21 protein-coding genes are annotated in these 22,143 nt (G+C 56.4%); 11 read left to right on the forward strand and 10 right to left on the reverse strand.

Annotated features, from left to right (window positions below; all coding sequences use genetic code 11):
* Window position 1 precedes the first annotated feature (1 nt).
* The 6 genes from ACR0DH_RS07965 to ACR0DH_RS07990 are packed head-to-tail and all read right to left on the reverse strand — an operon-like array spanning window position 2 to window position 5,769.
* Window positions 2-1,069, reverse strand: a complete 1,068-nt coding sequence (locus tag ACR0DH_RS07965; protein WP_480548175.1) for a branched-chain amino acid ABC transporter permease — start codon at window positions 1,067-1,069, stop codon at window positions 2-4.
* On the reverse strand, window positions 1,069-1,932 hold the full coding sequence (locus tag ACR0DH_RS07970; RefSeq protein WP_480548177.1) for a branched-chain amino acid ABC transporter permease: 864 nt from the start codon (window positions 1,930-1,932) through the stop codon (window positions 1,069-1,071). Before ACR0DH_RS07970 ends, ACR0DH_RS07965 begins: the two co-directional genes overlap by 1 nt.
* A complete protein-coding gene (locus tag ACR0DH_RS07975) occupies window positions 1,929-2,639 on the reverse strand; it encodes an ABC transporter ATP-binding protein (protein ID WP_480548179.1) in 711 nt (236 codons plus the stop codon). Before ACR0DH_RS07975 ends, ACR0DH_RS07970 begins: the two co-directional genes overlap by 4 nt.
* Window positions 2,639-3,358: an ABC transporter ATP-binding protein gene (locus tag ACR0DH_RS07980; RefSeq protein WP_480548181.1), complete on the reverse strand. Its 720-nt coding sequence runs from the start codon at window positions 3,356-3,358 to the stop codon at window positions 2,639-2,641. The genes ACR0DH_RS07975 and ACR0DH_RS07980 overlap by 1 nt, the downstream gene beginning before the upstream one ends.
* Window positions 3,359-3,407: 49 nt before the next feature.
* On the reverse strand, window positions 3,408-4,682 hold the full coding sequence (locus ACR0DH_RS07985; protein WP_480543866.1) for an ABC transporter substrate-binding protein: 1,275 nt from the start codon (window positions 4,680-4,682) through the stop codon (window positions 3,408-3,410).
* Between the two features lie 25 nt (window positions 4,683-4,707).
* Window positions 4,708-5,769 (reverse strand): maleylacetate reductase, encoded by a 1,062-nt coding sequence (locus ACR0DH_RS07990; RefSeq protein WP_480548183.1) that lies wholly within the window; start codon window positions 5,767-5,769, stop codon window positions 4,708-4,710.
* Window positions 5,770-5,874: 105 nt separating this feature from the next.
* On the opposite strand from ACR0DH_RS07990, the gene ACR0DH_RS07995 reads away from it, so the two are divergent.
* Window positions 5,875-6,804 carry a LysR family transcriptional regulator gene (locus tag ACR0DH_RS07995; RefSeq protein ID WP_480543864.1) on the forward strand — a complete coding sequence of 310 codons (930 nt, stop codon included), beginning with the start codon at window positions 5,875-5,877 and terminating at the stop codon, window positions 6,802-6,804.
* A 642-nt stretch (window positions 6,805-7,446) separates the two neighbouring features.
* Here the strand turns inward: ACR0DH_RS07995 and xylB are convergent.
* The 3 genes from xylB to ACR0DH_RS08010 are packed head-to-tail and all read right to left on the reverse strand — an operon-like array spanning window position 7,447 to window position 10,714.
* Window positions 7,447-8,910, reverse strand: coding sequence for a xylulokinase (xylB, locus tag ACR0DH_RS08000; protein WP_480548185.1), 1,464 nt, complete (start codon window positions 8,908-8,910; stop codon window positions 7,447-7,449).
* Between the two features lie 50 nt (window positions 8,911-8,960).
* Window positions 8,961-9,686 carry an HAD family hydrolase gene (locus ACR0DH_RS08005; protein WP_480548187.1) on the reverse strand — a complete coding sequence of 242 codons (726 nt, stop codon included), beginning with the start codon at window positions 9,684-9,686 and terminating at the stop codon, window positions 8,961-8,963.
* An 11-nt stretch (window positions 9,687-9,697) separates the two neighbouring features.
* Window positions 9,698-10,714, reverse strand: coding sequence for an ABC transporter ATP-binding protein (locus tag ACR0DH_RS08010; RefSeq protein ID WP_480548189.1), 1,017 nt, complete (start codon window positions 10,712-10,714; stop codon window positions 9,698-9,700).
* A 147-nt stretch (window positions 10,715-10,861) separates the two neighbouring features.
* Between ACR0DH_RS08010 and ACR0DH_RS08015 the strand changes: the two genes are divergently transcribed.
* From ACR0DH_RS08015 to ACR0DH_RS08055, 9 genes are all read left to right on the forward strand, one after another.
* Window positions 10,862-12,205: an ABC transporter substrate-binding protein gene (locus tag ACR0DH_RS08015; protein ID WP_480548191.1), complete on the forward strand. Its 1,344-nt coding sequence runs from the start codon at window positions 10,862-10,864 to the stop codon at window positions 12,203-12,205.
* A 69-nt stretch (window positions 12,206-12,274) separates the two neighbouring features.
* The gene (locus ACR0DH_RS08020) at window positions 12,275-13,141 is read left to right on the forward strand and encodes a carbohydrate ABC transporter permease (protein ID WP_480543859.1); all 867 of its coding nucleotides are present in this window, start codon (window positions 12,275-12,277) and stop codon (window positions 13,139-13,141) included.
* A gap of 3 nt (window positions 13,142-13,144) precedes the next feature.
* The gene (locus tag ACR0DH_RS08025; protein WP_152460809.1) at window positions 13,145-13,963 is read left to right on the forward strand and encodes a carbohydrate ABC transporter permease; all 819 of its coding nucleotides are present in this window, start codon (window positions 13,145-13,147) and stop codon (window positions 13,961-13,963) included.
* Window positions 13,964-14,027: 64 nt separating this feature from the next.
* Window positions 14,028-14,999, forward strand: coding sequence for a sugar-binding transcriptional regulator (locus ACR0DH_RS08030; RefSeq protein WP_480548193.1), 972 nt, complete (start codon window positions 14,028-14,030; stop codon window positions 14,997-14,999).
* A 12-nt stretch (window positions 15,000-15,011) separates the two neighbouring features.
* On the forward strand, window positions 15,012-16,055 hold the full coding sequence (locus ACR0DH_RS08035) for an NAD(P)-dependent alcohol dehydrogenase (RefSeq protein ID WP_480543857.1): 1,044 nt from the start codon (window positions 15,012-15,014) through the stop codon (window positions 16,053-16,055).
* The gene (locus ACR0DH_RS08040) at window positions 16,052-16,618 is read left to right on the forward strand and encodes an SIS domain-containing protein (RefSeq protein ID WP_480548195.1); all 567 of its coding nucleotides are present in this window, start codon (window positions 16,052-16,054) and stop codon (window positions 16,616-16,618) included. Before ACR0DH_RS08035 ends, ACR0DH_RS08040 begins: the two co-directional genes overlap by 4 nt.
* Before the next feature lie 3 nt (window positions 16,619-16,621).
* Entirely contained in the window at window positions 16,622-17,389 is a 768-nt protein-coding gene (locus ACR0DH_RS08045; protein WP_480548197.1) for an SDR family NAD(P)-dependent oxidoreductase, read from the forward strand.
* Window positions 17,390-17,509: 120 nt separating this feature from the next.
* Window positions 17,510-18,235, forward strand: coding sequence for an SDR family oxidoreductase (locus tag ACR0DH_RS08050; protein WP_480543854.1), 726 nt, complete (start codon window positions 17,510-17,512; stop codon window positions 18,233-18,235).
* Entirely contained in the window at window positions 18,232-19,851 is a 1,620-nt protein-coding gene (locus tag ACR0DH_RS08055; RefSeq protein WP_480548199.1) for an FGGY-family carbohydrate kinase, read from the forward strand. Before ACR0DH_RS08050 ends, ACR0DH_RS08055 begins: the two co-directional genes overlap by 4 nt.
* Before the next feature lie 86 nt (window positions 19,852-19,937).
* Here the strand turns inward: ACR0DH_RS08055 and ACR0DH_RS08060 are convergent, their stop codons facing one another.
* On the reverse strand, window positions 19,938-20,996 hold the full coding sequence (locus ACR0DH_RS08060) for a LacI family DNA-binding transcriptional regulator (protein ID WP_480543852.1): 1,059 nt from the start codon (window positions 20,994-20,996) through the stop codon (window positions 19,938-19,940).
* Between the two features lie 139 nt (window positions 20,997-21,135).
* On the opposite strand from ACR0DH_RS08060, the gene ACR0DH_RS08065 reads away from it, so the two are divergent.
* Window positions 21,136-22,122, forward strand: coding sequence for a substrate-binding domain-containing protein (locus ACR0DH_RS08065; RefSeq protein ID WP_480548201.1), 987 nt, complete (start codon window positions 21,136-21,138; stop codon window positions 22,120-22,122).
* Window positions 22,123-22,143 lie beyond the last annotated feature (21 nt).

Genomic DNA, 22,143 nt, shown 5'->3' on the forward strand with positions numbered 1-22,143 from the left:
TTCAATCCTCCTTGTTCGACTGCGCGCCAATCACCAGACGACGGCGCACGGGGAATATTTGAAGCCCGGTTTTTTCAGAGATCAGCCCCCAGATGCCGCGCGGTGCGAAGAGCATGACGGCGATCCCGATCAGCCCAAGCACCATGAGGTACCAGGAGCCGTAGTCGGCCAGCAGGCTTTGCAAGATGAAGAAGATCAGCACGCCCAGGATTGGGCCTTCGATGGTACCGATGCCCCCGATCACCACAATGAAGATCACATAAGCCGTCCAGTCGGTGACCGAGAATGCGGCATCGGGTGAAATCCGAAGCTTTTGAACGTAAATCAGAGCGCCGGTCAGCCCGGTCCCGGCGGCTGAGACGAGGTAGACCAACCACTTCATCCGCACCGCATCGACGCCGATGGATTTCGCTGCTTCGACATTGTCCCGTACCGCAGCCAGTGCCAGCCCACGCTTTGTTCTGAGCAGCCAGTAGATGCCTGCAACCGTTGCGATCACCAGCGCCAAGGCCAGCCAGTAGGTCAGGATATCGCGTGCCGCCGCACCGCGAACATCAAACGTGGTTTGGATCCACTCGGTCGCCCACATCTCGCGCGTTGCTGTGCGCGGCAAAGAGGTGCCGGTGCCGCCGCCGAGCACTTTCCATTGGGCTACCAGCAGGCGCATGACCTCGGCGATGACCCATGTTCCGATGGCGAAGTAAGCTCCTTGCAGCCGGAAGGCGAAGAAAGCCGTGGGTATGGCGACAATCAGGGCTGCAACGCCGCCCAGCAGGATCGCCGGAACCGGGTCCATACCCCAAAGGATGACACCGCCGAACATGGCGTAGGCGCCCATGCCCACGAAGGCTTGCTGGCCGACGGACACAAGGCCACCATACCCCGCCAGCAAGTTCCAGAATTGCGCCAGCACCAGCATGGTGAAGATGAAGAACAGGTCTTGAATCAACCCTCGGCTGGCAAATGTCGGCAGCAGGATGAACAGGATGATCAGGGCGATACAGACGGCTCCGGCACAGTAGGACGCGCGGGTCTGAGTTTGGACGCGGTAAATCGAAGTATCAGCCATCAGTCCACCGCCCTTGGAAACAGGCCTCTTGGTTTGATCAGAAGCACGATGAGAAACGCCAGGTGACCAGCCAGGATTTGCCATTCGGGGTTAATTGCTGCGCCGATAGTCTGCGCGACGCCGATGATGACGCCTCCGATCAGAGTGCCCCACAGACTGCCTAGGCCACCAATGATCACGGCCTCAAAAGCGTAGATCAGGCGCGCGGGGCCGATATTGGGGTCAAAGTTCGCCCTCATTCCCAGATAAAGCGCCGCCAAAGTCACCACGAGCATCGCAATGGCTGTCGCAGTGGCGAAGATGCGTTCTGGCCGGATACCCATCAGACCCGCTGTCACCGCATCATCCGAGGTTGCGCGGAACGCTCGGCCCAACTCTGTGCGGTAGAAAAGTTGGTTCAGACCGACGATGACAAGGATTGCTGAGGCAAAGGTCAGCAACGGCAGAACGCCGAGGTTCAGCACGCCCATTTGAACGGACGCCGTTGCAATCTCACCTGCAGGCAAACGTTGGCTATCGGCTGAGAACCCTTCGAGCAGAGCGTTTTGCAAGACGACCGACAGACCGAATGTCACAAGCAAAGGCGGCAGTATATCTGGACCGAGTACGCGGTTCAGCACATGTCTCTGCAAAGCCCAACCCACGCCGAACATGATCGGTGCGGCAATGATTGCAGCCAGAAACGGTGAAAGCCCAAGCAGCGAGACCAGCAGAAGGATCAGATAGGCGGCAAAGACGATGAGATCGCCATGGGCCAGATTGACCAAACGCATGATCCCGAACACAAGGCTAAGTCCTGCGGCGAACAGCGCGTAGAGCCCGCCCAAAAGAACGCCCTGAATGATGGTGTCGATCCAGATCATGCGGCGGCTCCTCCGAAATAGGCGTCGTGAATGGCCTCGCGGCTGAGCGTGTCTGCGGTGCCTTCCAGCGTGACGCGGCCTTCCATCATGCAGTAGACGCGGTCTGCGACTTTCATCGCTTGACCAATGTCCTGCTCCACCACGATCAGGCTGGCTCCTGCCTCCTGAATGCGGGGGACGGCATCGTAGATGTCTTTGATGACCACTGGCGCGAGACCAAGGCTGATCTCGTCACAGAGCAGAACACGGGGGTTGCTCATCAGCGCACGACCGATTGCAACCATCTGCTGTTGTCCGCCAGACAGGGCCGTGCCCGGGTGGTTGCGGCGCTCTTTCAGGATCGGGAACAGGTCGTAGATTGTTTGCAATGACCAATGGCCAGATACCTTGCGGCCATAGGTTCCGATCAGCAAGTTTTCCTCGACGCTTAGGGAAGGAAACAGTCGACGCCCCTCGGGCACCATGGCCACTCCGCGCGCCATAATTTCGTCGGCGGCCAGGCTTCCTATAGGTTGCCCATCAAAGCGCACTTGGTCGGACCCGTTGGTCAGAACGCCCGAGATTGAGCGCATGAGGGTCGATTTCCCGGCTCCGTTTGCCCCGATGATGGCAACCGTTTCGCCTTCCTCTAGCCGAATATCCACGCCGAACAGGGCTTGGAAATCGCCATAGTGGGCGGTCAGTGAATGGGTCTCTAACAGGCTCATCAGACTTCGATCCCCAGGTAGATTTCTTTGACTTCCCGGCTGTTCATGATCTCATCCGGATCACCGAGGCCGATGACCTTGCCGAAATCCAGAACCAGCAGCCGTTCGACGACCGAGGTGAGCGCATGCAGGACGTGTTCGATCCAGATGATCGTGACGCCGCTGCTATGCAGCCCTTTGATCGTGTCAATCAGCGCGGTGCATTCCGCGTCGGTCAGGCCTCCGGCGATCTCGTCCAGCAGCAACAGCTTTGGATTGGTTGCCATAGCGCGGGCCAACTCCAACCGCTTGCGTTGCAACAGCCGCAATCCACCGGCCGTGTCATTGGCCACGTCCAGCAATTCCGTTTGCTCAAGAATGCGGGCGCAGTCCTGTTCGACCTCATGTTCCGATTTGCTCTGCCCATGGGTCGCGGCCACAAGCAGGTTTTCGAACACCGTCAGATGATCAAACGGCTGAGGGATCTGGAACGAGCGCCCAATACCCGACAAGCAGCGCTGCATGGGCGGCACGCGCGTCACGTCAGCCCCGTCGAAATGGATCGACCCCGCGTCAGAGGTCAGATTGCCTGTTATCAGATTGAACAGCGTCGACTTGCCCGCCCCATTCGGACCAATGATCCCAAGGGCCTGCCCTTGCGCGACATCAAAACTGACATCGTCAGTGACGGTGAGCGCGCCGAAGCTTTTCGAGACGTTTTTGAGAGAAAGAATGGTCATACCGGTGTTCCTGCCCCGGACCGGGTCCGGGACGCTGGTTTCATTGCGATCAGGAGATTTCTTCCATCACACCTGCGGTCGGGATTTCGGGTGCTGAAGAGTTGTCGACGATCACGAGGTCATAGCTGCCATTGTCGAGCAGCCGCCACTGCCCTCCGACCAAGGGTGTTTTCGCAACGTTCTGCGCGGCGAAGGGTGGCAGGCCTGCTCCATCAAAGGCGATCCGGCCAACGATCGAGTCCAGCTGCGTCGCTGCGATAGCCTCGGCTACGGCATCGCCATCACCTGCGTCATCAACACGTCCCATGACGTTGGCGGCCATTTCAAACAGCGCGTGCACAAAGCCGATGGGCTGGGTCCATTGGCGGCTGGTGGCGGCCATGTAACCCTGAGCCAGTTCCGCTGAGCTCGCACCGGTGAGCGACGATGAGAACGGATGCGTCGGTGACCACCACACTTCGGAACTCAGGTTGTTGCCTGCGTTGCCCAAAGCTTCGACGGCCTGCGGGAATAGGATGGCTTTGCCGATGCTCGCCGCCTTAGGGGTGAAGCCTTGCTGCTTGGCTTGGCTCCAGAAGGTGGTGAAGTCAGGCGGGATCGGAACGCCGGTTACAATTTCGACATTTGCCTGGCGGAACGCATTGATCTGGGCCGAGAAATCGTCGGTCAGGTTCTGGTACCGTCCGGGATCTGTCAGGCTATATCCCAACTTGGATAGAACCGGCGGGAAACCTACATTCGGATCGCCCCAGGCATTGCCATCACCGTCATTCGGGAACAGAGCACCGACCTGCTTGTTGGTCTCCAACTGGCCCCACATCGCCGTGAAGACCGAGATCACATCCTCAAGGCCCCAGAAGAAGTGATAGGCGTAGTAGAACGGTTCCCAACTTGCTGGATCGCCGGGGTTGCCCTGCTGGCCGATGAACCACGGCTGCCATGGCGCAACAGTGGAAATACACGGTATTTCCTCCGCCTCACAGGTGGAGGCAACGGGGTTGGTCGTTTCTGGCGTCGAAGCGACCAGCATCAGGTCGATCTCATCGTCCACAATCAGCTCGCCCGCCACGTCTGCTGCACGGTTCGGGTTAGACTGGCTGTCTTTGACGATGACTTCAAAATTCGCACCGGCGTCGGACGCGGCGAAATTGTCGAGAATAAACTTGTCGGCCTCAGAGAACGCGGCCAGAGGACCTGATTGCGGGCTGACATAGCCCAGCTTGATCTTGGCGCCCTGAGCGATAGCGGGCGCAGCGAGCGTGCCGGCGGCTAGGCCGAGGCCGGTTGCAGCGCTGGATTGCAGCAATTTGCGTCGTGTGATCATGTGTCCCTCCCTTGACACGGTGAAGTCAAACGCTTGGGGCGTTGCCCGCCCACGCGTTTTGAAGAAGCGCCCGCAGCCCATCAGCAGTGACCGGTTGCGGGTTCCAATACGGGTTTCTAAGTGCGATTTCGGTGGCACGATCCAGATCGGTCTCCGAGAGGCCAAAGTCTCTAAGAGCCATTGGGGCGCCCATGTTTTTGGCAAAATCCCAAAGGGCTTGCCCGGGTCCAGAACCGCCGAGAACATCTGACACCGGGGCCAGCAGCTCCGGTACACCCGCCGCGTTGTAGGCAATGGCATGGGGCAGAACGACTGCGTGGGTTTCCGCGTGCGGCAGATTGAAGGATCCACCCAGCGTATGGCAGAGCTTGTGGTGCAGGGCCATTCCGACCAGACCAAGTACCGTGCCGCAGGCCCAAGCACCGCGCTGTGTTTCTTCTCTGGCTTTCAGATCGTCGGGGTTTGCCACAACGGTCGGCAGGCCTTCTGCAAACGCCTTCAGGCCGTCGATCGCCAATTCCGTGGTCTGATCCGTGCGATCCTTGGCATAAAGCGCCTCAGTTGCATGAGCCATTGCGTTCAAGGCGCTTGTTACGGTCATTGCAGGCGGCAATGACGCCACAAGTTCGGGATCGTACAGAATGACCTGCGGCAGAACCTTCGGGTCTGTCAGGGTAGTTTTGATGCCATCCTCAGTCTGGCCCAGGATCGGAGTAGCCTCGCTGCCGGCATATGTTGTCGGGATGGCGATTTGTGGCAAACCGGTCCGAAGGGCAATCGCCTTGCCTAAGCCAATCGTCGAACCTCCACCGATAGAAACAATGCTATCGGCATGGACTGACAAAGCGTGTTCAACCGCTTCTTCGGTCACGCCGACCGGAGTGTGCATTGTTGCCCGAGTGAACACGCCTGCAGCACGATCCCCAACGGTTGTCGCAAGCTCCATTGCCATATCGACTTGCTGAGGCGTCGATAGGATCAGCGCCTTATTCGATCCCAGCTCCGCCAACTCCGCGCAGATGTCGTTGCGCAAACCTGCGCCGAACCGGACTTTCTGACCATTGATGCTGGTGGTTCTAAGAGCCATTGGGCGCGTTCCTGACAAGCGATGGATTGCGGGTCTGGATGAAACGCTAGCAGGCAAAGACAGCCCTCTTGATCGAATTATCGACCATCAATATAACTTTGGGTTATGAAGCTTGATCCTAGACATCTCGAGATCCTCGCGGCCATTGTTGAGGCCGGAGGATTGACCGAAGGCGCTGCTTTACTTGGGAAATCTCAACCCAGTGTCTCCAGAAGCGTCTCTCTCTTGGAAGACAGGGTGGGTGAGCCCCTATTCCTGCCGACCCGAAGACCTTTGCAGCCTACTGAGCTTGGTCTTGCGCTTGCTCAGGAAGGTCAAAGAATCCTAAGCGCAGGTCGCCATGCAAGTCGTGTTGTGGACGAGCACCGTCAAGGCATTGCTGGTGCTGTGCGGGTTGCGGGTACGCCGATCTTCATGGACGGTGTCATCTCAAACGTGATTGCGGAGTTTCAGGCCGAGTACCCCAATATTCGGATCGACCAATCCTATGGGTACCCCACTGAACTTTTGTCCCAGTTGTCCGCTGAAACTCTGGACTTGGCCATTCTTCCTATGCGCCCGGCAGACGTGTCTGATGAGTACGAATTTCGTCAAATCCTGCCTGGCCGAAACGTCATTGCGTGCCGCATTGGTCACCCATTGGCGCGCAAAAAAGAGGTTAAGCTGGAAGATATCACCGAGTTTTCCTGGATCGCGCCACCTGCAAACAGCCCGCTGTTTCGTGACTTGCGAAACACGCTGGACGGTATCGGTATGCGAGATCTCAAAATCAGTTTCACAGGCGGGTCTTTGAGTGCGGTTGTGAACGTTCTAACGGGTTCAGATTCCCTTACCGTTTTGCCTTTTTCTGTGGTCTTTATGATGCAACGGCAAAAAACTCTGACAGCACTGCCGATAAAAATCGGTGATCCCGACCGGCACTTGGGTTGCGTTACACTAAGCGCCCGAAGCATGCCGGCTTCGTCAAACCGCGTGCTTGAGTTTATAAAGCAGAAGTTCGAAATGCTTGATCGGTTGATTTGTAGCGCGGGATGACTTCTCTGACCGGTCTAGCCTGTAAAAACACAAGAGATTGAATTGCTTTGTGAAGCCCGTACGAAGTTTGGGGCGGACGTTGTTCAATGCGTGCTGCCTCAGGGGACCTTTCGGTTTGTTGGTCATCTGTATGTTTCAATTGTTCTGGGTCAGAATTGCTTGACGTTTGGGTCAGAAATGAATGACGTAGTTGACCGATTTATCGAGGTTTTGATCGTCGATTGAGTCAACGATGTGTAACGTTCCACAGGGTTTTTATGTGGCGACAAATAGTTTTGCCGTTTGCGACAGAACTTTTCCTTTGCGCCGCATAGCTTGGCCTTCTGCCAAACGGTTACGTTGTGCACTTTTCCCCCTAAAAGCTGGATTTGAGTGAAGCCCTTCAGGGTGCCCGCCTCCAAAACCTGCTCCCGAAGAGAGTAGGGGGATAGCAAGTGCAACACAATTCGACAGGGTGGTGCGGCCCACAGGCGTTCGCCGAGGACACGGCCCTGTCTAGTTGTATTTCGGGTGGGGGACGACTTCCCCTAGTTCCGCTGCCTTTTCCGAGTGGCGCGAAGTATATGCGGCACATAGGAACGCACTATTGGCGTAATTGGAACTGGTCTGAGTTTGTCTTACAGAACTATTTGCCAAGCACGTCTATCGCCGCCTAGACGATATTTCCTGAAGATGTTCGTATGCCGCGCGGAAACGGATTTTTGCCGCGTTGAAAGCCTCTGTCATATTACTGTCCTGAAGCACCCGCTCACCGATTCTGGGAGGTTTGAGGATGTCCTCTGGCGACGCTCCGGAGCCAGCGATCATTGCAAGTCGGGCTGCCCCAAGTGCGGCACCGAACTCACTATCCTGCGGCAACTCTATGGGCACATCCAGAACGGTTGCGATCAGTTTTACCCAGTACCGCGATTGCGTTCCACCGCCGATGCCGATCAGACGGTCTATGCGGGCTCCAGTCTGCGCCAGTGCATCATACGAGTCGCTCAATCCGTAGGCGACGCCTTCGAGCACCGCACAGGTAAGGTCGCTCTGGTCGGTATCCTTTCCCAGCCCGGTAAAGCTGCCGCGAATGCTGGCGTCGTTATGGGGTGTGCGTTCTCCGGACAGGTAGGGGTAGAACTGCACGCGACCGGGCGTACACAAAGTGTCGCCCAGATTGCGCGTCAGGTCGGATGGAGTCTTGCCAGTGATCTGACCCAGCCAGTTTAGGCTGTCTGTTGCCGACAACATGACTCCCATCTGGTACCAGCGATCAGGAACTGCGTGGCAGAACGTGTGCAGTGCGGAATCAGGGGCAGGGTAGTAACCATCCCGCGCAGCCAAAAGAACGCCTGAGGTTCCGAGAGACAGAAAGCCATCAGCCTCATTCAAAGCCCCTAGGCCACAGGCAGCTGCCGCATTATCTCCCGCACCACCCGCAACAACGACGCTGCCACTGACGCCCCAGTTTGCCGCTAAATCGGGCCGTAAGGTGCCTGCTGGCTGGCATCCTTCGACAAGCCGCGGCATCTGTGTTTCGCTCATCTGCCCGGCGGTCAACAAGGTGTCGGACCACGCGCGGCCCGACACGTCCAGCCAGGATGTTCCGGCACTGTCCGACATATCGGCGACATAGTCGCCGGTCAGGTAGTAGTTCAAATAAGCCGCAGGAAGCAGGACCTTGGCCACGCGGGCGAAACTTTCAGGCTCATGAGCCTTGACCCAGAGCAGTTTGGGCGCCGTGAAACCGGGAAACACGATGTTGCCTGAAATCTCACGAACGCCGGGCATGGCATCCAGATGCTGTGCCTCAATATCCGAGCGCGTATCATTCCACAGAATGCAAGGCCGGATCACGTCGCCTGCAGAATCCAGCAGAGTTGCGCCATGCATATGTCCTGCGACGCTGACAGCGCGGAGGTCGGTAAACTCGGAGTGACTACCGCGCAATTCGCCAACCGCCATTTCAAGCGCCGTGATCCAATCCGCCGGGTTCTGTTCGCTCCAACCGGGGTGTTTGTGTTCGGATGAGTAAGACTGCTCGGCCGATCCGATCACGCTGCCATCTTCTGCCAGTAGCAGGGCGCGAAGCCCGGATGTTCCCAGATCAATGCCAAGGTAGCTCATGCCACGTTGCCCCCCATTGGTGCCTGTAAATCGTTTACTTTTTTTGCCCGCTACCTGAATAGGGCGGGCGCAAGTGATTCATAGGATGATATGATCAGATCAGCTCCTTGCTGACTAAGAAACTCGCCATGCTGGTCTTCAATACCACGTAGATGCGCCCCACCCACAAATCCGGCACAATACATGTTAGCCGTCTTGGCAGCGCGCACGCCATAAGGTGAGTCTTCGATCACAAGGCAGTTTCTGGGGGGAACACCGACCTGAGCAGCGGCGTATAGAAACAAGTCTGGTGCTGGTTTGCCGTGCTCAACCTGCTCGGCGCTGAAGACGTTATCAAACAACGCGGTCATCTGCATCGCCGTCAGGGCAACACTGATCCGTTCGAACGTCCCGCTGGAGGCGATGCAATACGGAAGGTTCAACGTCGTCAACACCCCCAAAAAATCTTTGACTTCAGCAATAGGTGAGAGTTCCCGCTTGAAACGTCGGAACAACTTGGCCTGCCATGTATGCGCAAAGCCTTTGGCAGAGGTTGTGCTGTGCTCAGCAACAAAAGTTTCAATTGTCGAGAGAGATTTGCCCAGAAATAGGCTTCGGACCTCTTGTGCCTGCAGGTCGATACCATACTCTGTCAGAGTTTCTTTTAATGTGGACAGCGAGATGATCTCGCTATCGGCAATAACTCCATCAAAATCAAAAATAATCAGATCGAACGCCTCAAGCGATATAGGAGGCTGCGCATCCGGCTTGGAACCCTTGGCGTTGTCGCCTGCCATCGCGCGCACCGTTACAATGCGCGCCCGTCGGCACTAAATTGATGCAGTCGATTTTCGGGGACTCGAACACCTACGGTTTGACCAACAGGTGTATCGTCGTCACCGCCGACGCGCGCTACGATCTCGCTATTGTCAGGGAGTGTGAGGTATAGCAAGCTCTCGCCTCCCAGCTGTTCCTTGACCCTGACCATGGCGTCGGTATTGCCCGCGTCTTGTTGCACCAGCTCAAGATGTTCGGGGCGGCAGCCGACGAAAGCCGCCTCCGGCTTGATGGTCAATCCGCTCACTGTGTTACTGGGCGCAAACACATTCATGGCCGGGGAACCGATAAACTCGGCAACAAAGCGTGACCGGGGTGAATGATACAATTCCATCGGAGTTCCAACCTGCTCGACGCGTCCGCCATTCAAAACAACGATTTTGTCGGCCATTGTCATGGCTTCAACCTGGTCATGGGTCACATAGATCATCGTTGCGGCGAGTTGTTTGTGCAGGCCTTCCAGCTCGACCCGCATCTGCACCCGCAGTTTTGCGTCCAGATTGGACAGCGGCTCGTCAAACAGGAAGACCTTTGGATTTTTGACGATGGCCCGACCAATGGCCACACGCTGGCGCTGACCACCCGACAGCTGTGAGGGCTTGCGATCAAGATAATCTTCCAGCTGTAGGATACGGGCTGCTTCGGCGATCCGTTCCTGCCGCAGGGCAGGCGCAAATCCGTTGACTTTCATGCCGAAATCCATGTTTTCGCGCACGCTCATATGCGGGTAGAGGGCATAGGACTGGAACACCATTGCTAGCTCGCGGTCGGCAGGTTCAGCATGCGTCACGTCCCGCCCGTCAATCTCGATATGCCCCGAGTCAGCACCCTCCAATCCGGCCAGTGTTCGCAAAAGGGTTGATTTGCCACAACCCGATGGCCCAACGAACACAACAAACTCTCCGTCCTTGATGTCCAGACCGACATCGAAGAGCGCTTGTGTTTCACCATAAAATTTGTTGAGTCCTTCAATCCTGATGCCAGCCAAGGCAACCCCTCCCCAACGGCGAACGCTGCGGTCCGCAAATTTTCTTTTGTTTATCAGTAGAAACAAATGTATTGACTTTCAAGTCGGAAAAATACTTTTGTATTAACTAATATGCAAAAGAATTTTGAACTGGGAGGAGACCTGAGAATGAAAACTCTTAGAAACTTGCTGAGTACCGCAGCCGTCGCCAGCATCATCGCGACCGGTGCGGCCGTTGCAGATGATGACTGGAGCCTGAAAAAGGCTGCCGAACCCTATGCGGGCACAACCATTGACGTCGTATTCCTGCTGCGCCCGGGCTATGAGGCGATCGAAGCCATGCTGCCCGAGTTTGAAGCGGAAACGGGAATTAAGGTAAACGTCATAAAGCATCCCTATGAGAACGCTCTGGGTGAACAGGTGCGGGATTTTGTGGCTGGCGGTGATCTGGATATCGCACTGATTGACCTTGTTTGGATAGGCAACTTTGCAGAGAACGATTGGATCATTCCGCTGGCGGATGTGCAGGCAAAGTTCCCTGACGCAGTTGATCCAGATCTGGACATCGATGACTTTTTTCCGCTGGTGCTGAACGCCTTTGGTGGATGGAATGACACGCTGTATGGCCTGCCGTTCGACAACTATTCCGGCCTGATGTTCTATAATCGCTGCATGCTGGAAGAAGCCGGGTTCGACGGCCCACCGGAAACTTGGCAAGAGCTGAAGGACACATATGGCCCGGCGCTGACAAAAGACGGAAAATACGCCTTTGCGCTGCAGTCCAAGCGGAATGAAACCCAGTCTGCCGACAGCTTTGCAAGGATGCTTTGGCCCTTTGGCGGTTCGTTCCTAGACGATGAATTCAAGTCCAATCTGATGAGTGACGAAAGCCAGGCAGGACTAAAGTTCCGTCAGGAACTGATGGAATACATGCCTGACGGTATCGTGGCTTATGACCATGCCGAAACCGTGAATGGGTTCAGTCAAGGCGACATCGCAATGATCACCGAATGGTCGGCCTTCTATTCGTCGGTCGTCTCGCCCGAGACATCGAAAGTGGCGGATTGCGTTGAAATCGCACCCGAGCCCACAGGCCCTGCGGGCCGTAAGCCAGCACTTGGTGGGTTCTCTCTGGCAGTAGCTTCGCAAGCAGACGAAGCCGAACAAGCGGCAGCCTATTTGTTCATCCAGTGGGCAACCTCGAAAGCCAACGCACGGGAATACCTTGAGCGCGGTGGTGTTCCGGCCCGACAGTCTGTTTATCAGGAAGACGGTCTGGAAGACTTCAAGTTTGTGCCCGCGCTGGTCGAGAGCTGGCAAGACGGCGTGCCGGAATTCCGCCCCCGTTTCGCGGAATGGCCCGAGATCACCGAGATCGTTCAGGAATGGGGCACAAAAATGATGCTGGGTGAGGTCTCGACCGAGGAAGGTGCGCAAGAAATCGGCACCCGGATGGAGGCTGTACTGGACGCAGCCGGATACTATTCTGGCGACAAGCCGCTGGCTCAGTAAAACATAGATTCAGGGGCGCATATTTTGCGCCCCTGTACCCGGTTCGAGAGGGTCAGCTGGAGGACGGATATGCGCGGCCAAGTACCCCGCAGAACAATATTTGCATTCATCGGTCCAGCGGTCATTGGTCTTGCCGCGGTGGGCATCGCGCCATTGCTTTACGCGGCTTGGACTTCAGCGCATTTCTACAACCTTACAAAGCTGAAACGGGTCGAGTTCATAGGTTTCGAAAATTATTGGACCGTACTGACGGATGAAGTGTTCTGGCAGGCGATGGGCCGCACGTTTTTCCTGCTGGGTACGGCCCTGCCGCTGCAAATCGCACTCGGTCTGGGCATTGCGTTGGTGTTGCATCAACCTGGTCTGACACTGGTAAAAACATTGGCGCGCCTAAGCCTCGTTCTGCCGATGGCCACGACCTACGCGGTTGTGGGTCTGCTGGGTCAGGTGATGTTCAACCAGAAATTTGGCGTAGTGAACCAGCTTTTGGGCGGGGCCGACATAAACTGGATCGGTGATCCCCAGAACGCTTTTGCCATGATAGTCTTCTGGGACGTCTGGCAATGGACACCGTTTGTAGCGCTGGTTCTTCTAGCAGGTCTGACCATGGTGCCGGGCGAAGTGGAAGAGGCCGCGCGCCTGGAAACCAAGTCCAAATGGATTGTTCTGCGCCATGTGCAACTGCCCTTTCTGGTGCCGGGTCTGGTTGCGGTGTTGATCCTGCGGACAGCGGACACGTTGAAGCTGTTCGACATGGTGTTCACGCTGACACGTGGCGGTCCGGGATCGTCGACCGAGTTCATTTCGCTGATGATCCAACGGGTCGGGTTTCGCGGCTTCGATCAGGGGCTGGCCTCGGCGCAGGCAATCATCCTGCTGATCATCACCATTATACTGGCGCAAATCTATATCCGCGTCTTCTACAAAGAGGTCTGAGCCATGATGACGACCCGCTCATACTGGTCTCAGATTGCCTTGCTGGCTTTGATCATTCTGGTCTGTGTCTTCCCGTTTTACTGGATGGTCACGACTTCCTTAAAAACGCAGGTGGTAGCGCTTGAATCGCCCCCCGTGTGGCTATTCGAACCGACACTGGCCAACTATCGTGAGGCCCTGTTCGAAGACGGGGTACTACGGACACTGATCAATTCGCTGATCATTGCAATCTCTACGACGCTGCTGGCGCTAGTTCTGGGCGTTCCTGCCGCCTTTGCGCTGGCCAGGTTCGAGTTTCGCGGAAAAAAAGACCTTTGGTTCTGGTTCATCACCAATCGGATGGTTTCCCCCATTGTTCTGGCTCTTCCATTCTTTCTGATCGCCCGTAACCTGTCGCTGCTGGATAAACACATCACGCTGATCCTGATATACCTGACCTTCAACTTGCCGATCGTCATCTGGATCGTGACAGATCAATTCAGAGGCATACCCTATGATCTGGACGAGGCCGCACGGCTGGAAGGGGCCTCGCAGTTTACCATCATGCGTAAAATCTGCCTGCCATTGGCCATGCCTGGTGTAGCCGTATCGGCGATCTTTTCTTTCATCTTTTCGTGGAACGAACTGATGTTCGGTCTGATCCTGACCAGGACCGAAGCCAAAACGGCCCCCGCAATGGCCGTGTCTTTCATGGAAGGCTACAACTTGCCGTATGGTAAGATCATGGCCACATCGACGCTGATCGTGATACCGGTTCTGATCTTCGCGCTCATCGCCTCCAAGCAATTGGTGCGTGGCCTGACGATGGGAGCCGTGAAATGAAGTCTTCGACCACTCCCTTTCCCGTTTCGTTGCGGTAGAACGGAACCAAAAGGAAAGGACATCCATGTCACGCTATATCAAACTCGACCAGATCGACCCGGAAGAACAGCTATTGGTGCGGCTGTGCTGGGCCTGTGAGGTCGAGGGCATGACACAGGCCGACGCGGCCGAGCGGTTTGGAACAACGCGGCTGCGTGTCAACAAAGCGCTCAGCGAGGCGCGGCGGCGTGGCATTTTGCGTGTCAGTGTGGATTCCGTTTTTGCGGCAGCGGCGCAATTTGAATGGGAGCTTGAGCGGCAGTTCAAACTGACCCGCGCAGTTGTGGTGCCTTCGCCTGAGGACCGTGTGTCAGTCACCCCGCTGGTTGCTGCGGGGCTAGGTGCGCATTTGGGCGAAGTCTTGTGCGACCCGAAACTGACTCATTTTGGCATGTCCTGGGGCAACACTTTGAACCTTGCGACGCGCCACATGCAGCCGCTCGACCGTCCTGATCTTGAGATCGTGTCGATCATGGGCGGTGTCTCGCGCGGATCAGACGTGAACGGGTACGAGATCACCACGCGGCTGGCTGATTTATGCAACGCCGAGCACAGCTTTTTCACCGCGCCGCTTTATGCGGGTAGCCCGGAGAGTCAGGCACTGTTCATGGATCAGGACGTGATCCGGGATATGCTGGAAAAGATCCGCTCTTGCGGTGCAATTGCGCTGGCTACGGGGGATCTGGAGAGTTCGCTGCTGGTGCGTGATGCCTTGCCCAACGGGGTCGATCCGGCCGATCTGGTCGCCAAAGGCGGCGTAGGCGATATCACCGGGCACATCTTGAATGCGGATGGTGAGCTGATTGATCATCCGTTGAACCAGTGCGTCATTGGCCTGTCGCTGGATGAGATGGCCGAAATAGACAATGTCATTCTGGCCGCTGGTGGCCTTCATAAAACGCCGATTATTACTGCGGCCCTGAAGCGCGGTTTTGTCGACACACTTGTTACGGATGAGAACACGGCAGCCGCTTTGCTTGAAACCAACAGAACATAAGGGAGGTGTAGGATGGCCAAAGCTCTGGTTCTGGAAAAAGCCCGCAGCCTTGCGCTGCGCGAGATTGAGCTGGCCAAGACATTGGGCCCTGAGGATGTCCGCGTCGCGATAGATACGGTTGGGGTGTGCGGCAGCGATGTTCACTACTACACCCATGGCAAGATTGGGCCCTTTGTCGTGAACGCGCCTATGGTGCTAGGACACGAGGCTGCAGGTGTGATCACCGAGGTTGGGTCAGACGTAACGGACCTGGGTGTCGGTGATCGGGTCTGTATGGAGCCAGGCATACCCAACACCCGGTCCAAGGCCGCAAAGCTTGGTGCCTACAATGTGGACCCATCTGTGCAGTTTTGGGCCACGCCTCCGGTGCATGGCTGCCTGACCTCCTCGGTCGTACATCCTGCGGCGTTCACCTATCGCTTGCCCGACCACATCAGCTTTGCCGAAGGGGCAATGGTCGAACCCTTTGCAATTGGCATGCAGGCAGCAACCAAAGCGCAGATCAAACCGGGTGATGTGGCGCTTGTCACCGGTGCAGGGCCAATTGGCATAATGGTGGCTCTGGCCGCGCTGGCCGGTGGTTGCGCCAAGGTCTATATCTCTGACCTGGTTGAGGAAAAGCTGTCGGTTGCTGCGCAATATGACAATATCGAACCTGTTCTGATCGGACGCGATGACCCCTCAGCCGTTGTGCGCGACGCGACCGAAGGATGGGGCGCGGATGTGGTTTTCGAATGCGCCGGCGCGGCCACCTCAATTCAAACCGCTCTCGATGCCGTAGCCCCTGCGGGCTGTGTAGTCTGGGTAGGCATGCCGGTCGATCCAGTGCCGGTCGACATTGTTCTGGCTCAGTCCAAGGAAATCAGGATGGAGACGGTGTTTCGCTATGCCAATATGTATGACCGGGCCATAGCATTGCTTGGGTCGGGTAAAGTGGATGTGAAACCTCTAATCTCTAAAACATTTGACTTTGAGAACAGCATCGAAGCGTTCGAGCGTGCAGTTGAGGCGCGACCAACAGATGTCAAAATCCAGATTCGGTTGGACCGAACATGACCGACGTTTTGGACAATTTGGCCGAACAGGTCCTGTCTGAACTACGACCGGGCTTGTCCGGTCACGTTTTGAAACAGATCGCGCCTTTATCTGAGGCTCTTGCCAATTCGCGGCAGATCCTTTGCTACGGTGTCGGTCGCGAGGGCCTGATGATGAAAGCGCTGGCGATGCGGCTGTTTCACTTGGGGTGTGACGCCCATGTGGTCGGCGACATGACGGCGCCACCGGTCGGGGCATCGGACATCCTGCTTGTCAGCGCAGGACCAGGGCATTTTTCGACTGTGGCGGCGTTGGTGGGCGTTGCGCGGGAGGCCGGTGCCAAAGTTGTCTGCATCACTGCAGAACCCGAGGGTGCCGTGCCACAGGCTGTGGATCTGACCGTTCACCTTCCCGCGCAAACCATGGCCGCAGACCAAGGTCCCGATGCCACGTCTGTGCTGCCGATGGGGTCGCTCTATGAGGTGCTCATGTTCCTGTTCTTCGAGCTTCTTGTGCTGGACCTGCGCGACAGGATGGCCGTCACGCCCGAGGATATGCGCGCCAATCACACGAATTTGGAATAGCTCATGCCCTGGGAAACCCGTTTCAGTTTGAAGGGAAAGAAAGCGCTGATCACCGGTGCATCTTCAGGGATTGGAACCTCAATTGCACAGGTTTTTGCGGATGCAGGAGCGGACATCGCGGCGCATGGCCGCGACAAGGACCGGCTTGCGCAATTGGGAACTGAGGTTCAAGCTTTGGGGCGAGATTTTGCAGCAATAACCGGAGACTTGGCTGATGCCGAAGAAACGGCCTTGGTCGCAGCCAGGGCATTGGAGGTTTTTGGGCGGGTCGATATTCTCGTTAACTCTGCCGGAATTGCCCTGACCGGGCCGGTTGTTGACTATGATCTGGCGGATTGGCAGCGCACTTTGGCGGTAAATCTAACAGCGCCCTTTATCCTATCCCGCGCGGTACTGCCTGGCATGATGGAACGCCGACAGGGCAAGATCATCAACATTTCATCGCAGACGGGCGTTATTGCCCTAGCCGATCACGCGGCCTACGCCACCTCCAAGGGGGCGCTCAATTCTCTGACGAAATCGCTCATGACCGAAGCTGCGCCGTACAACGTACAGGTCAACGCGATCTGCCCAACCGTCGTGCTAACCGAAATGGGGAAAGAGCTATGGTCGGCGCCGGAAAAGAAAGATCCGTTTATCGAGCGAACGCCTTTGGGCCGCTTTGGCGAACCTGTCGAGATCGCAGATATGGCCCTGTATCTGGCTGCCCCCGCATCCGATCTAGTGAACGGTGCGATCATGATGATCGAAGGGGGGTATTCAAGCATATGACGCGTTTTGCAAACCAACCCTCTGGGTTTGGGATTGGCCCGTCGATCTGTTTTCGGCACTGCGGAGACTTCCCGGAAGGTGAGGAAAAACGGTACGGTTTGATGTAGAGGAGGCAACTGAATGGTTGATCTGGCGGGCAAGGTGATCGCGATAACGGGCGCTGCGTCGGGGATTGGGCTGGCTTGTGCCAAAGAGTGTATCGCGGCAGGGGCCACGGTTGCTTTGGTCGATCGGAACGAAGCGGCACTAAAGACAGTTTGCGATGACTTGGGGGACGACGCTTTTTCAATCGTTACAGACGTTGCGAGTCCTGACAGCGTGGACCAGATGCTGCCAGAAATCCTCGGAAAAGCGGGGCGTCTGGACGCGTTCCACGCCAATGCTGGCGCTTACATTGGTGGGGACGTTCTGGAAGGCGATCCGGATGCGTGGGATCGTGTTTTGAACCTCAACATAAATGCGGCGTTTCGCTCGGTGCAGGCGGTTTTGCCATATCTGGCCAAACAGGGGTCGGGTGATATCATCATGACCAGTTCCATCGCAGGTGTCATTCCCGTCGTGTGGGAGCCCATCTATACAGCCTCAAAACATGCGGTGCAGGCCTTCACCCACTCTGTCAGACGGCAGGTTGCCAAGCATGGTGTGCGGGTTGGCGCTGTTTTGCCGGGTCCTGTAGTGACCGCTTTGCTGGATGACTGGCCGAAGGAAAAAATGGAACAAGCATTGGCCGAGGGGAGTCTGATGCAACCCAAAGAAGTGGCCGATTGCGTGGTTTTCATGCTCAGCCGCCCCGCGAATGTCACGATCCGGGATCTTGTCATCCTGCCAAACGCGGTGGACCTATGAGCTGTTTCGTAGGCGTAGACGTTGGGACCGGCAGTGCCAGGGCGGGTGTTTTCGACAGCAACGGCACATTGTTTGCCAGCCGAAAGCAAGACATTCAAATGTGGCGCGACACCGGCGATATAGCCGAGCAGTCTTCGACAGACATCTGGCAGGCTGTGTGTGCCTGTGTTCGAGGCGCGGTTGAGGAGAGTGGAATCGAGGCCTCGCAGGTCAAAGGTGTTGGTTTCGATGCGGCGTGTTCAATGGTCGTCCTGGACCAAACCATGCAACCGCTGAGCATCAGTGCCTCGGGTAAGGCCGAGCGCAACGTAATCGTTTGGATGGACCACCGGGCCAAGGATCAGGCCGAGCGTATCAATGGACTGGGCCACCCCGTTTTGGACTATGTTGGCGGGCGGATTTCTCCTGAGATGCAGACGCCCAAGCTGCTGTGGATTAAAGAGAATATGCCGGACTCCTTCCGCAGCGCCGGCCAATTCTTTGACCTGCCGGATTATTTGACATGGGCCGCAACTGGGTCACTGGATCGCTCCGCTTGTACGGTGACATGTAAATGGACTTACCTGGCACATGAACGTCGGTGGGATGACAGTTATTTCAACCAGATTGGTCTGTCAGAATTGCCATCTGAGGAGTATGCCCGTATCGGGCAGAAGATCGTGGCCCCCGGGACACCTCTGGCACAGGGATTGACCGCTCAAGCCGCATCGAGCATGGGGTTGCTTGAAGGTACACCCGTTGGCGCAGGTTTGATTGATGCTCATGCCGGGGGTATCGGCACCGTAGGCGCTAATCCCGAAACAGGACCCGAGTCGACGATGGCCTATGTATTCGGAACGTCCGCCTGCACGATGTCGACTTCAAAGACTGCGCACAAGGTTCCGGGTGTGTGGGGGCCATACTATTCGGCCATGGTGCCGGGAATGTGGTTGTCAGAAGGGGGGCAATCCACGGCCGGGGAAGCGATCGCGCACCTAATCACGAGCCATCCATCAAGCAGCGACGCAACCTCCCTCGCGCAAGCAAAGGGCATGTCGCTGCAATCGTTTCTTTTGCGCGAGGTCGAACGGCGCGTGTCAGATGCAAGCGATGCAGTCCGACTGGCAGGGTCCCGGATAATTGTCCCGGATTTTCTGGGCAACCGGGCCCCTTATGCCGACCCGGACGCAACCGGAATCGTTTCTGGCCTAACGCTGGCAAATGATAGCGATGACCTCATTGCAACCTATGTCGCTGCAGTGCTTGGGGTAGGTTATGGGATGCGCCAGATTATGGAGGCGCAAGCCGCACATGGTGTTCATCCTTCGACCGTCGCGATTAGTGGTGGCGCAGGGGAAAGCGCCACGATCAAGCAACTTTTGGCAGACGCTAGCGGCGCTCCTGTTCTATCGACAACCTCACCTGAGCCGGTTCTGTTGGGTGCAGCCATGCTAGGTGCTGTGGCAAGCCAGCCAGAAACGTCTCTTGAGGAGGCAATGGCGAGGATGTCGTCAGAAAAGGATCGGTTCTCACCAAAATCTGGCGTGACCGCACAACTACATGATGCCCGTTACGAGGCCTTTAAGGGTCTGCAAGACGTTGAACGGCGTCTACGTCAGGCATTGGCAGCACCTTAAGGGCTACGTACATCGCGTTCCGGAAATAGTTTTTGAACTTCTTCGGCACAGCATTTGAGCCCAAACGGCGAACTGGGAACTATTCGCTAAATCTGTGACGAGGAGGCGGTGTCGCAGCCTGTTTTGTCAGATATGACAATTGGCGCAATCTGGATGATTTCAGGCTCATGGGGTGGTTCACCATCAATAATCCTGAACATCGTGTCCACCATCGCCGAGACATCCTGTCGAACGGAGAACAGATTCTGCGCCATATACTGAGCAAACGGATCCCAATCAAAGCTTCCAAACAGAATTGTGTCTAGTGCGGCCCTGTCATTCTGCGCCAACCAATCAAATACACCCTCCAACGATATCGTCGAGTTTACGAACATCGCAGTCGGCATTCGGCCCGTTTCTTTCAACTTTGCGGCAAATGCGGCCTTAGACTTGGCGGCTGCGTAGCCGCAGGCCAGTATGTTCTCGTCCAAAGGTCTAGCCCCTGCGTCCGAGACCGCATCACGGAAACCGCGTATTCTTTCGCTTGTGTTGTGATCGGTCGGGCGGCCGCCCAGGAACAGAAACTCGTTCTGCCAATCCCGACCTTTTGCTTGCGCATGTTTTATCAGGGCTGCAGTCAATCTATATGCGCCTGTGTAGTTGTCGGAAATGATAGAAGTCGCTACTGTACCGGGCAGATCAAGGTTGATCGTTGGAACGCCCTGCGCCTTGCAAATCCGGGCGATGGTATCGGGGTCAGAGGCACCGGCACAGACGATCCGGTCTACATTGTACGACAGCATCTGCTTGACCGTCGCAAGTTCCAGCTCTGGTTCACGATGTGTGCAAGAGGTCATGGGCAAAAGCCCTCTGGCACGGGCCGCCATTTCGAAACGTTCGGCGATCGCGCCGAAGTAACGGTTGTCGTACATCGGAATAATCATGCCAATCATGCTTGACCTGACGCTGCGAAGGGCGCGGGCCTGCATATTGGGTGCATAGCCCATTTCGTTTGCGATTTGCTGAATCGTCTTGGCGCGCTTTTCACTGATGCGTCGATTGCGCCACGAGCCGTTCAGAACAGCACCAACAGTACTGGCCGAGGTGCCAGCCCGGTCGGCGATGTCGTAAATCGTGACCTGTTTCTTAGTCTCGGTTGTCGACACCGAAGATTCCCCTTTGACAAGATTAGTGTGTTCCATATAGCCTTTGCACCATCGATTGCGCAACAAAGAACAACCGATGGTGCAGTTTGATTTCTGCTGTGCGCTGTCTTTTCGGCGCTGGCCAACCTGGGAGGAAACTATGAAACTTAGACCGATACTCGCAGCCTCAGTCTGCGCTTTTGCTCTTGGTGCAACCAATGTCGCTGCTGAGACTACTATGGGAATCGTCGTCAAAATTGGAGGGATCCCTTGGTTCAACGCTATGGAAGAAGGAATCAAGGAACGTGCCGGTGAGCTGGGTGTCAGCGCCGAGATGATCGGACCGACCTCAGCCGACCCGGCCCTTCAGGTTCGTGCGATTGAAGATCTCATTGCGAAGGGTGTGGATGTCATCGGCGTGGTGCCCAACGATGAGGCGGCGCTTGAACCCGTGTTGCAGAAGGCCATGGACGCCGGGATCAAAGTGATCGCGCACGAAGGGCCCGGTTTGAACAACGTGGATTGGAACTTCGAACTGGCTTCTGCAGATGGATTCGGTGAAGCGCATGCCAAGCTTCTTTGTGAGAAAACCGAAGAGCCGGGTACCTATGCCGTTTATGTGGGTTCACTGACTGTACCGCTTCACAACGCTTGGGCGGATGCTGGCATCGCCTGGCTGGCTGAGAACTGCTCCGACAAGTTGCAGCCGGTGGGTGATCGTTATGGCGTTGCAGAAAGTGTTGATGACAGCCGTTCGACCGCACTTGACCTGATCGCAGCCAATCCTGATTTGCGTGGCTTCCTTGCGTTTGGCAGCCAAGGTCCGATCGGGGCAGGGCGCGCGATCGAGGAACGTCGCTTGGGCGGCAAGGTCCATGTGCTTGGGCCATTCTCACCCGGTCAGGGCCAGAAGCTGCTGAAAGAAGATGTCATTTCTGGCGGGTTCATGTGGAACCCAGCTGAGGCGGGCCGCGTGTTTGTCACTTTAGGCGACATGCTGGTGAACGGCGAAGAAATCTCGGAAGGAACCGAGATCGAGGGATTGGGTGTTGTCAGTCCGGATGCCGCAACCCGCAACATCATCACCGATAACCTCTTGGAGATTAACAAGAGCACTGTTGACGAGCTGGCTGCCAAGGGGCTCTGATACGATTTAATGTTGATTTGG

The organism is Ruegeria sp. I1 (genome assembly GCF_056532675.1).